Source organism: Ruegeria sp. AM5 (assembly GCF_056540645.1).
Genome location: NZ_JBQFXC010000004.1, coordinates 79,110 through 91,353, shown reverse-complemented (window position 1 = coordinate 91,353; position 12,244 = coordinate 79,110). Strand labels below are relative to the sequence as shown.

Below are 12,244 nucleotides of genomic sequence, written 5' to 3'. Positions count from 1 at the left end.
CACGCTGCGGATTACTTCAAGACTTCAATCGTGAGGTAGGCTACCCGCCCCGTGACCGGCCATACCCCCTGAAACCTCTTCAGTCGATTCTTCGGCCAATTCTTCTGGCAGGACCAAATTCAGTACAATGGCGATCAGCGCTGCGGGCAGCAGGCCGCTGGTCATCAGGATACGAAGTGTATCAGGTAGGTGCTGAACCGCGCCGGGTTCCAGCTGCAACCCAAGACCGATCGACAGCGAAATCGCAAAGATCACCATGTTACGACGGTTCCAATCCACGTCTGACAGCATCGAAATACCTGCCGCGACCACCATGCCGAACATGACGATCACACCACCGCCCAGCACTTCGATAGGCACGGTGCGGATAATTGCCCCGACTTTTGGCACAAGGCCACACAGGATCAGGAAGATAGCTCCACAGGTCACAACATGGCGGCTCATGACGCCCGTCATCGCAATCAAACCGACATTCTGGCTGAAGGACGTATTGGGAAACCCGCCAAACATACCGGCAATCGCTGTTCCGAAACCATCTGCATAAGTCGCGCCCGCGATTTCCTTGTCGGTTGCTTCGCGACCTGCACCACCTTTGGTGATTCCTGATACGTCACCGACAGTCTCGATGGCCGAGACGAAAGACATGAGACAAAAGCCGATCACGGCGGCGAGAGAGAACTCAAATCCATATTTGAACGGTACGGGCAGAGCAAAAGCTGAGGCGCGTGACCAACTTGTGCCGATGGCTTCGAACGTCACCATGCCGACCATCAGAGCATAGACGTAACCAACCGCCAATCCGACCAGTACGGCAGACACCGAAAGCATGCCGCGCGCAAAGAACTTGAGGCCAAGCGTCACAACAACCACAACCAAAGCTGCCGACCAGTTAAGCAGCGATCCGTATTCCGGGGTGCCAATCGCAGGCACACCACCAGCGGCGTATTGAATACCGACCTTGACCAGCGCCAAACCGATCATTGTTACGACAAGTCCGGTGACCAGCGGCGGAAGCGCAAACCGTATCTTGCCTATGAAGAGGCCAAGAAAGGCATGAAACAAGCCGCCAACCAGGACACCGCAAAACAGCGCCCCTAAGGCATCCACGCCTTTTCCGGCGACCAGAGGGATCATGATGGGCAAAAACGCAAAGCTCGTTCCCTGTACAATCGGCAGAGCCGCTCCAACCGGGCCAATCGTGATAGTCTGCAGCAGGGTCGCCAGCCCAGCGAACAGCATCGACATCTGGATCAGGTACAGCAATTCGGGAAAATCCGGGGAGTTCGACCCAAATCCAAAACCGGCAGCACCCGCCACGATGATGGCCGGTGTCACGTTCGAGACGAACATCGCCAAAACGTGCTGAATGCCCAGCGGTATCGCCTTGTGCAAGGCGGGTGTGAAGTTCGGGTCCCGAAGCTGTTCGGGCGTCCCTATCGAAGTTTCAGCCATGATCTCATTGTCCTCCCTAAGATCCAATGGGGTTCTTACCGCTTCTCCGGCGGCTTCGGTTCTGGTTTCAGCGGTTGACCACCTCGTACGGTGTGCTGAACCAGTATTCCTCCAAGTTCGGGCCTTCCCCGATCCGATCAACGACTGCGAACAGACCGGGTCCATGCAAGGGTGTCAGAACTCCGTGCCATGTTCCCCGGTGATAGTTCACCGCCTGTCCTGGCTGTGTAATGAACGCGCGAGGACGACCCGGTTGCCCCTCCTCATCCGGGGCGACGATCACGAGAAAGGGCTGGTGAGTCATCGGAATGAACGCCTGGCTGCCGTCAGGATGACGCTCAACCATCTCTAGCTGATAAGGCAGTTCGCGTGGGTTGGCGTTGAACAGGCTGATACCCGCGCGGGCGTCCGCGAAATCCAGCCTCGCCCGATCATGATACCGCCCGCACTGGCCCTGATTGATGATCTTGTCGGGCTCGCCCGAGATATCGATCAGATCACCAAACGGCGCGAAAGCCTCAGCCGAGATCGGTTCAACGACAATCTGAGTCATGAGGGCAGCACATCGCGCAAACGGAACTCGGCAATCCGCTCGACCTGTCGGCAGGCCTCGGCGAACTCGGTTTCGCGATCCTGTTCGATGCGCCGTTCGAATGCGTTTAGGATCGAAGCCTTATTGTGGTCCCGTACGGCAATGATGAACGGAAAGCCGAATTTTTTCGTATAGCGCTGGTTCAGTTCGGTGAAGGTGGCGCGTTCCTCATCCGTCAGCGCATCAAGCCCTGCCGAGGCTTGCTCGGACGTGCTTTCCTGTGTCAGCCGCTTAGCCTGCGCCAGTTTTCCCGCGAGATCAGGGTGGGCCGTCAAAACGCCCAACCGTTCCTCGGTTGAGGCGGACCGGAACATGCGGGTCAAAGCATTGTGTAATCCGCCTGCCGTGTCATGCGCCGCGCCCAATTCCAGATCATAGGCGCGCTCGGCGATCCAAGCGGAATGCTCGAAGATACCTCCATACGCAGAGACGAATTCTTCGCGGCCCATTTGCGAGGGTTGTGGACGCTCAGCCGCCGGGTGCTTTTCGGCCCAATGCTCGGCAATCTGCAATCGCGTCGCGAACCACACGTCCGAGAACCCGCGCGCGTAATCCAGAAACCGTTTCAGCGCCATGACGCGTCCCGGTCGCCCGATCAGGCGACAGTGCAAACCGATCGACAGCATCTTGGGCGCGCCAGCTTCGCCTTCCGCATAAAGCGCGTCGAAACTGTCTTTCAGATATGAATAGAACTGATCCCCGGCGTTGAACCCCTGTGGCGTCGCAAAGCGCATGTCGTTGCAATCCAGCGTGTAGGGAACAATCAACTGATCCCGACCACCGGTTTGCATCCAGTAGGGTAGATCGTCTGCATAGGTATCGGCAACATAAGCAAAGCCACCTTCCTCGGCGACCAGACGCACGGTGTTGTCCGAACAGCGCCCAGTGTACCAGCCGCGCGGGCGATCCCCTACGACTTCGGCATGCAGACGGATCGCTTCGGCGATCTGGGCCCGTTCTTCTGCCTCAGGCATATCCTTGTGCTCGACCCATTTCAGGCCATGGCTGGCAATCTCCCACCCTGCCGATTTCATCGCCGCAACCTGATCTGGCGAACGCGCTAACGCGGTAGCCACACCATAAACGGTGATCGGTAGGTCTTTCATCAAGCGATGCAGGCGCCAGAACCCCGACCGCGAGCCGTATTCATAGATCGATTCCATGTTCCAATGACGCTGGCCCGGCCACTGCGCCGCCCCAACGATCTCGGACAAGAAGGCCTCGGACGCAGCGTCCCCGTGCAGAACACAGTTTTCTCCACCTTCTTCGTAGTTCAACACAATCTGCACAGCCAGTTTCGCCCCGCCAGGCCATGCGGCGTCAGGTGGGTTGGCTCCGTATCCGATCATATCGCGGGGGTAACGAGGCGGCTGCATAGGGTCTTCCAGTCCGATTAGGTGTTTTGACAGCTTTACCGCAGAAACGGTCTATTGATTATCAAATCAATCCGAACACTGTTTCCACTTCTTTCGGCATTTCAACCATTTTGCGGTTTGGCCCAGACTGTGGCACACCAAAAGAAACACATAGGAGAGACCCTTGGCTGGCTATCTGACAACCCACGTTCTCGACACGGCGCGCGGCTGCCCCGCTGAGGGGTTGAAAATCGCGCTCTACAAAGTGTCAGGGAACTCGCACCGTAAACTGGTCGAGATGGAAACCAACGCGGATGGCCGAACCAATAGCCCGATCTTACCGCAGGACGACTTTAAAACCGGCACTTATGAGCTGATATTCTTCGCCGGAGATTACCTGCGCGCGACGGGTCAGGATGGCGATGATCCTCTGTTTCTGGATCAGGTGCCGATCCGCTTTGGCATGTCCGATGCGGACGCGCACTACCACGTTCCGCTGCTGTTGTCCCCCTACGGCTACTCGACCTACCGGGGCAGCTAGCCCTAGACTTCGGCGCTTCGAACCACTTTGCCGATCCGGTCAATCATGAAATCCATAAACAGCCGCGCCTTCGGGTCCTGATGGCGGCGATGCGTATACAGGCAGGCCATTTGCACGGGAACCGGAGGCGTCTTCATCGCCACCGGGATCAGCCTCCCCGCCTTCAAGTGCTCTGACACCTCAAAAACGGGTTTCATGGCAATACCTTGCCCGGACAGCGCCCAATCGGTCAAAACATCACCATCGTCACATTCATACCTGCCCGAGACAGCAAATCGTTTCGGGCCATCGGGTGTTTCCAGCATCCACTGAAACTCTGCCGCGCCGGGGAAGCGCAGGTTCAAGCATTCATGCTTGCCTGAAATCAGATCGGATCCAGCTTCTGGCATCCCACATCGGCGCACGTAATCAGGGGCTGCACATAGCACACGCTGGCAATCCGCAATCTTGCGAATGCGCAATGTACTGTCTTCGGGCTGACCGATGAAAAAAGCCAGATCCAAGCCTTCAGTGGTCAGATCAACCGAACGGTCTGTCAGTCTTAGACGCACATCAATCTCAGGGTATTCTGACAGAAAATCAGGCACATGAGGCGCCAATAACCGGCGCCCGACGCCCAAGGGCGCAGCAACAAACAGAGACCCGCGGGGGGCTTCGGTCAGATGCGTGACCTGGGCTTCTGCCTCATCAACTGCATCCAGAACCGCAACCGCGCCGGGGTAGAACGCCCGTCCCTGCTCCGTTGGTGTCAGGTTCCGAGTTGTGCGCTGAAACAGGCGTACTCCCAGATGATCCTCCAACTGCGAAATTCGCGCCGACGTCACCGCAGGTGAAATTCTCATATCCCGCCCGGCGGCTGACATGCTGCCCAAGTCATAGACCCGGACAAAGGTTCGAATGTTGTCGAGATAGGACATCTTATCGTTTTTTTTGATACAGTTTGACAATATACGGGAATACCGAAGAAAAGCCCGTTTGCCTAGTGTGGCGCAACGCAATCGGAGACATAAGCATGTACGACTTCGCCGTGTTCTGGGATTGGATTGGTTTTGGCGTGCGCTGGTTGCACGTTATCACCGCGATTGCCTGGATCGGATCATCCTTCTACTTCATCGCGCTGGATCTTGGTTTGAACCGCGATATCCCCGGACCGGCGGACGGCGAGGAATGGCAAGTCCATGGCGGAGGATTCTATCACATCCAGAAATATCTCGTCGCTCCGGAGCGTATGCCCGACCACCTGACCTGGTTTAAATGGGAAAGCTACGCCACATGGCTCAGCGGTGCCGCGCTACTGATGATCGTCTACTGGGTAGGCGGAGAGCTCTATCTGATCGATGCCCAAAAGGCGGATCTGGCGCTATGGCAAGGCATATTGATCTCGGCTGCCTCGCTGACTGTCGGTTGGCTGGTCTACGATTTTCTTTGCAAGTCGGGATTGGGCGAGCGTCCGACATTGCTGATGGTTCTTCTGTTCGTGCTGCTGGTGATTATGGGCTGGGGATATAACCAGATATTCACCGGTCGCGCGATGATGCTGCATCTGGGGGCTTTCACGGCCACAATCATGACCGCAAATGTGTTTTTCATCATCATGCCAAACCAGCGCATTGTGGTGGACGATCTAAAGAACGGGCGCACACCTGATCCGAAATACGGCAAGATCGCCAAGCTGCGTTCGACCCACAACAACTATCTGACATTGCCGGTCGTGTTTCTGATGTTGTCGAACCACTATCCGCTGGCTTTTGCGACCGAGTACAATTGGATCATCGCCGCGCTGGTCTTCCTGATGGGTGTCACGATCCGGCACTATTTCAACACCCGCCATGCGCGCGCTGGAAACCCAACCTGGACCTGGTTGGTAACGGCTTTGCTGTTCATGACCATCATGTGGTTGTCGACTGCTTCGATGAACGACCCGTTGGAAGAGGCCGAAGCCCGGCAACTAACTCCCTACGAACAGAAATTCGCATCAGCGGATGGCTTTGAAGAAGCACAGGACATAGTTCTGGGTCGCTGTTCTATGTGCCACGCGCGCGAGCCTGTCTGGGAAGGCATCCTGTGGGCACCCAAAGGTGTCCTGCTGGAAACAAAAGCTGACATTGCTCAGAACGCGCAGCAGATTTATCTGCAATCCGGCGTCACACATGCCATGCCTCCCGCGAACGTGACCTATATGGAACCTGAAGACCGGGATGCGATTGTTCGCTGGTTCCGAAATGCCGGTCTGTAGCGGATTGGCACACGAGTTTGCCAATAAAAACACCTGAACTTTGTTTAGTTCTTCCCCTAAGCGCCGTCAGATGCTCTAAATGAATTCAACACGCCGCATTCGTTTTGTTTCGCGGCCATAGCGATTTCGACTTGGGGCAGTTGGAGCCAGACAATGACAGGGAGCAGACCGCGCAGCGATCTGAGAGGCTGGCTTTTTGGTGCGTTTGTGGCCTTGTCCCCCAATCTTGCTACCGCGCTAGAAACGACCCTATCCGCCCCTGGTGCATCTGAAGATCTGGTCGACCGCTTGGAAGAGACTTCATCCATCTTCACCTCGGAATCGCGTGGTCTTGATACGTCACTGGAAATACTGTCGGCAGCTTTGTCCGACTACCGCACCATCGTTCAGATCATGTACGACGAAGGCTATTTCAGCCCCGTCGTCAGCATCAAGCTTGACGGGCAGGAAGCCGCCAAAATCAATTCGCTGAACGTTCCAGCCCAATTCAAACGGGCGACCATCCTTGTCACACCGGGACGGAAGTTCAAGTTCGGAACGGCTGTCGTGCAACCGCTGGCACCGGGCACGGAACTGCCCGAAGAGTTCGCCACGGGCAAGACCGCGACCACCGGAGCGATCCAACAGGCGGCTTCGGCCGGGGTGCAGGGCTGGCGCGATACAGGCCATGCCAAGGCGGAAGTGGAAGATCAGAAAGTAATAGCGCGCCATGCGCAGGCACGGCTGGACGCGACAATTGATCTGGCTCCGGGGCCAAGGTTGCGGTTCGGCAAAATGATCATTCAGGGCGATACAAATGTCCGCCATCGGTCGATCGAGAAAGTCGCAGGCTTCCCGTCGGGTGAGGTTTATTCGCCTGAACAGGTCCAAAAGGTTGGCACCCGCCTGCGGCGTACCGGCACATTCGCTACGGTTTCGCTCAAGGAACATGAAGAACCCAACCCGGATGGCACGCTTGATTTCGACGCGACGTTTGAAGACCTGCCACCGCGCCGCCTGACCTTTGGGGCCGAGATTGCCTCGCGCGACGGGGTTGATCTTACAGCTACGTGGACCCATCGAAACGTTTTCCGGCGAGCCGAAAGGCTGCGGTTCGAGGCGGCAATCCGCAATATCGGCGGTGCCGAGGATATCGATGGACGCATTGGTCTGCGGCTGGATCAACCTGATCGTCTGGGCCCTGACGACAATACATTCTGGAGCGCCCTGCTGGAACGGCGCAATACCGAAAACTACAACGTCACCGTCGCCTCGCTTGCCTATGGTGCACGCCGCACATTCTCTGACCGCCTCTACGCCGAAGCCTCGGCAGGTTTCCAATGGTCGGACGCAGATGACGCCTATGGCGATGGGCGCAAGTTTCGATACTTCATTCTTCCGTTCCGGTCAGAATGGGATGAACGCGACAGCAAGGTCAGCGCGACGCGCGGTTATTATCTAGACTCGCAAGTCATGCCCTTTGTCGGGTTCTCCGGGTCGGATACCGGCCTGAGAATGTTCTTTGACGGTCGCGCCTATAACGATCTGGGCACCGCCGGTCGGCTGGTGTTGGCAGGCCGGGTGCAGTTGGGATCGGTCCTCGGACCTCCGGCAGATGGTGTGACTCCAGATTTCCTGTTCTTCTCGGGTGGTGCCGGTACAGTACGGGGTCAGCCATTTGAAAGCCTAGGTATCCCCGTCGGGGATGGTGTCGCCGGTGGCAAATCCTTTCTGGGGCTCTCAGCCGAGGTCCGAGGCAAAGTCACTGACGCAATCTCGTTGGTTGGGTTTTATGACTACGGTGTGGTCGACACGTCCTCATTCATCGGCAGCGGCGCGGAAGAGCATTCTGGCGCGGGCCTTGGAATCCGTTATGATCTGGGCGGCTTCGGGCCCTTGCGCTTTGACCTTGCGGTGCCGGTTCAGGGCGATACGGGTGACGGGCTGCAATTCTACCTCGGGATCGGGCAGGCCTTTTGATGCGTCGCGTTGTATATCCCTTGTTGCTAAGTTCAGCAGCGATCACCGTTCCCATCGCGGCGACCGCTCAGGACGAGGGCGGCAGCATGATCGAGCAGTTTCTGCAAGATACCCTGTCCGGTGATGATCAGAATGTGCGGGTGATCGGCCTTGAAGGTGCCTTAAGTTCGCGTGCGACGATTCAGGAAATCACAGTCGCCGATGACGACGGCGTCTGGCTCACCATTAAAAACGCTGAATTGGACTGGAACCGATTGGCACTGCTGCGCGGTCGGTTCTCGGTCAACACACTATCGGCGCAGGAAATCGATATCGCCCGCGCACCCGGTACAACAACAAAGGACGCACCGCCCCCTTCAGCCGAAACCCAACCCTTCCAACTACCTGAGCTTCCGGTTTCGATCGAAATCGGAGAGCTGCGCGTCGATGACCTGTCTTTAGGTGAGCCGCTGATCGGCATCGCTGCCGAGCTTGCCGTGAACGGCAACCTATCGCTGGCTGATGGAACACTGGATACTACGCTGGATATCGACCGACTGGACCGCGCCGGGGACACGATTGATCTGAAAGCAGGCTTTCAGAACGACAGCCGCCAGATCGATCTGGACTTGACCGTAGCCGAAGAATCAGGCGGTCTGATCGCAACGGCCCTGTCCATCCCCGATGCCCCGCCGCTTGAGCTGACTGCAAAAGGCTCGGGGCCGATAACGGATTTTAATGCTGATATCGGTCTAAGCAGCGATCAGCAGCTTCGCGTGTCCGGTCAGGTACGACTGCGCACAGCCGAAGAGAGTGGCAACGCTTCCGATGGAATCGCGTTTACTGCCGATGTCGGAGGCGACCTGACGCCGTTTCTGGCCGAAGAGATGGACACGTTCTTCGGTACCGACACACGGCTGTTTGTAGATGGGCGCACCCATTCTGACGGGGCGCTGGATATATCGGATATCGAGATTACCTCGGAAGCGCTGGACCTCAAAAGCGAACTCAGCCTTGCTTCGGGTGGTGTTCTGAAACTGGTCGCCCTGCAAGGTCGTATCACGCCGCCGGAAGGTGACAAGGTCGTTCTGCCCGTCAGCGGCGGCGATACGTCAATCGGCGCGGCTCAGATTTCGGCCTTGTACAATACCGAGAATGGCAACCTCTGGGACCTGAGCCTGACGACCAACAAGATTGAAACCCCCAACCTGAACCTCGATCATGCACGGATCAGCGGGCAAGGCACGCTAGATCAATCCAGCGGGCTGTCGGTCGATGGCGATCTGCAGGCTGTGCTGGATGGCATTGATCTGACAGATGCCGCACTGAATGCCGCCGTCGGAAATCAGATCACACTGGATGGACAGTTCGAGTACGGTAGCGACCAGACATTGCAATTGTCCGGGGTCGAACTGGTCGGCAGCGACTATACCCTAGACGCTGATGCGTTGATCAGCGGGCTTGCGACCGGGTTGCAGGTTGATGGCACGGCACTGCTGCAGGCGACCGACCTGTCGCGGTTCTCGGACCTGGCTCAGCTTCAACTTGGTGGCGAAGCTTCGATACAGGTGGCTGGCAAGGGCTCGCCACTGGAACGCAGCTTTGACGGCAAGGTCACGGTGAATGGTCGTGATCTGGTGACCGGGCGTGACGATATTGATCCAATGATCACGGGTGAAACCGAAATCGTTCTGGATGCCAAACGCGACACCGAAGGGGTAACAATTCGCGATTTCACCGTGAACGGCGACGCTCTGACAGCGCAGGCCAGCGGCACGGTCACGACGCCAAATGGCAATCTGACGATTGACGGTCAGGCCAGCGTGAACGCCCCAAATCTGGCGGTGTTCTCAGGCATCGCACAGCGTGATCTGGCGGGCGCATTACAGGCCCGGCTGGATGGCAAAGGCACCGTACAGACGTTGGAATTCGACGGCCAAGCCAGCGTGATCGGAACAAATATCGAAACCGGGATGAGCGAGTTCGACCCGCTGTTGAAAGGCCGGACATCAATCAATCTGGACGGTGCGCATTCGGGCAACCAAATCGTTATTCGAAACGCCACGGTCAAAAGTGCTGCTATTACTGCTGAGGTAGGCGCATCCATCGATGACCCCACCGGAAACATCGCGGTGGATGGAAGCGCCAAGCTGAACGCCCCCGACCTGTCTTTGTTCTCCGGCCTCGCCGGGCTTGATCTGGCCGGGTCGATTGATGCCGACGTCACCGGTCGGGCCGCGCAAAGCAGCAAGGCCTTTGATATCAAAGGCAACCTGAGCGCAGACGACCTTGCCACGGGTATCCAAGCCGTAGATGCGTTGGTACAGGGACGAACCACGCTGAACGTGGATGCCGCCAACGATGATCAGGGGCTGAACATCCGCACTTTCAGTCTGAACGGAACCGCGCTGACCGCAGATGCATCGGGCCGATTGGATCGGGAGGCCGGTGGCCTCGATTTCTCGGCCATGCTGGACGACATCGGCCGTCTATCTTCCACATTGTCCGGGCCGCTCACGCTGGATGGCAACGTCGCCCCGACAGGGTCCGGTTTGGAAGGCAATGCGCGCCTGCAGGGACCTGATAGCTCGTACGCCAATTTAACCGGAACCGTAGAAACCGGTGGCACCGCGGATCTAAATTTTGACGCCCGCCTGAATCGGGTCGAACGTTTTGTGCCCGATTTCCCCGGAACCGTCGCCGCCAGTGGTACCGCCCGCCGCGACGCCGGGATGTGGACCATCGACGCAAAGGCTAATGGCCCCGCCGATATCAATACAACGGTTGCCGGGACCTTTAACGAAACCAGCGGCGAAGCGGACCTGAAGATGCAGGGCGGTGTCAACATCGGTATCGCCAATGCATTTATCTCTCCCAACAATCTGGCCGGTACTGCCCGGTTCGATCTGGCCCTGAAAGGGGCACCTGCGCTGGATGCGCTTAGCGGAACGATTTCAACATCCGGCGCGTCGATGGCCTTGCCCGATGTGGGACAGACAATCACTGGCATCGGGGGTTCCGTAAACATCGCGCAAAGCCGCGCCACGATTGCACTGCAGGGTGGGTTACGCGCGGGCGGAGAGTTTACCGTCAACGGCCCGATTGATCTGACCCCACCCTTCAACGCCCAGATAACCACGGCGCTCAACAATCTCGTGCTGACAGACAAGCTGCTCTATGAGACCACATTGAACGGTCAGATCGCCCTGACCGGGGCATTGGCCGGTAACAGTTCGCTGGCCGGGCAGATCAACTTTGGCGAAACCAACATCAATCTTGCAGCCGCCGCAGGAGCAGTTGGCGCAGCACCAATTCCGACGATCCAACACCTGAACGAAAGCCGTGCCGGTTTTGTAACGCGGGAACGCGCCAATCTGGTGGAAACCGAGGATGAGACTAAAAGCAACTCGCGCATGTCGCTCGACATCGGATTGCTTGCACCCAAGGCAGTTTTTGTCCGAGGACGCGGCGTGAACGCGGAACTGGGCGGTCGCATACAAATTGGTGGAACTACAACTTCTGTTGTGCCGTCAGGCCAGATTGAGCTTATCCGCGGTAATATCGATATCCTTGGTCGCCGCCTTGCGCTGACTAAGGGTGTGGTCACTCTGCAGGGTGACCTGACGCCATATATCGAGTTTGAATCGTCCTCCAGCACCTCGGACGGCACCGCAACGATCGAGATCGCCGGGCCGCTGGACTCACCCGAGGTCGACGTTTTCTCAGATCCTGAACGCCCGACCGAGGAAGCGCTTGCAATGCTCTTGTTCGGCAACCGGTTCTCAGAACTGTCACCGTTTGTCATTGCGCAGATGGCGGCCTCATTGGCCCAACTCAGCGGCGCCGGCGGGGATACTACCAAAGGGGTGCGCGAGGCCACGGGCCTGGACACTATCGACCTTGGCGCGACTGAGGGCGGTGGCGGCAGCCTTGGTGCGGGCGCATATCTAAGCGACAATCTCTACACCGATTTCACCGTCAATACCGAAGGTGACACCGAGGTGAACTTGAACCTCGACGTCACCGACAGCTTCACGGTTCGCGGCACGGTGGATGGCCGGGGCGAGACGGGTTTGGGTATCTTTTTCGAACGCGACTACTGAAAATACAGGCGACCCCAAAGGGCCGCC

Annotated in this window: 8 protein-coding genes; 4 read left to right on the top strand and 4 right to left on the bottom strand. The window is 57.6% G+C overall.

From position 1 onward, the window contains the following. Positions 1-24: 24 nt before the first annotated feature. The 3 genes from ACR0AH_RS11955 to puuE form a co-directional block, all read right to left on the bottom strand. The gene (locus ACR0AH_RS11955; RefSeq protein ID WP_170511354.1) at positions 25-1,452 is read right to left on the bottom strand and encodes a nucleobase:cation symporter-2 family protein; all 1,428 of its coding nucleotides are present in this window, start codon (positions 1,450-1,452) and stop codon (positions 25-27) included. A gap of 67 nt (positions 1,453-1,519) precedes the next feature. Then, the gene (locus ACR0AH_RS11950) at positions 1,520-2,005 is read right to left on the bottom strand and encodes an ureidoglycolate lyase (RefSeq protein ID WP_480592097.1); all 486 of its coding nucleotides are present in this window, start codon (positions 2,003-2,005) and stop codon (positions 1,520-1,522) included. Next, positions 2,002-3,420 (bottom strand): allantoinase PuuE, encoded by a 1,419-nt coding sequence (puuE, locus tag ACR0AH_RS11945; protein WP_170733284.1) that lies wholly within the window; start codon positions 3,418-3,420, stop codon positions 2,002-2,004. Before puuE ends, ACR0AH_RS11950 begins: the two co-directional genes overlap by 4 nt. 163 nt (positions 3,421-3,583) lie before the next feature. Between puuE and uraH the strand changes: the two genes are divergently transcribed. Then, a complete protein-coding gene (uraH, locus tag ACR0AH_RS11940; protein WP_170404478.1) occupies positions 3,584-3,940 on the top strand; it encodes a hydroxyisourate hydrolase in 357 nt (118 codons plus the stop codon). 2 nt (positions 3,941-3,942) lie between these two features. Here the strand turns inward: uraH and ACR0AH_RS11935 are convergent, their stop codons facing one another. Beyond that, positions 3,943-4,857 (bottom strand): LysR family transcriptional regulator, encoded by a 915-nt coding sequence (locus ACR0AH_RS11935; RefSeq protein WP_170424363.1) that lies wholly within the window; start codon positions 4,855-4,857, stop codon positions 3,943-3,945. Between the two features lie 95 nt (positions 4,858-4,952). On the opposite strand from ACR0AH_RS11935, the gene ACR0AH_RS11930 reads away from it, so the two are divergent. The 3 genes from ACR0AH_RS11930 (at position 4,953) to ACR0AH_RS11920 (ending at position 12,217) form a co-directional block, all read left to right on the top strand. Continuing rightward, positions 4,953-6,176, top strand: a complete 1,224-nt coding sequence (locus ACR0AH_RS11930) for a urate hydroxylase PuuD (protein WP_170397471.1) — start codon at positions 4,953-4,955, stop codon at positions 6,174-6,176. 153 nt (positions 6,177-6,329) lie between these two features. Next, on the top strand, positions 6,330-8,135 hold the full coding sequence (locus tag ACR0AH_RS11925; protein ID WP_170626495.1) for an autotransporter assembly complex protein TamA: 1,806 nt from the start codon (positions 6,330-6,332) through the stop codon (positions 8,133-8,135). Continuing rightward, positions 8,135-12,217, top strand: coding sequence for a translocation/assembly module TamB domain-containing protein (locus ACR0AH_RS11920; protein ID WP_480592094.1), 4,083 nt, complete (start codon positions 8,135-8,137; stop codon positions 12,215-12,217). The genes ACR0AH_RS11925 and ACR0AH_RS11920 overlap by 1 nt, the downstream gene beginning before the upstream one ends. The last annotated feature ends 27 nt before the right edge of the window (positions 12,218-12,244 follow it).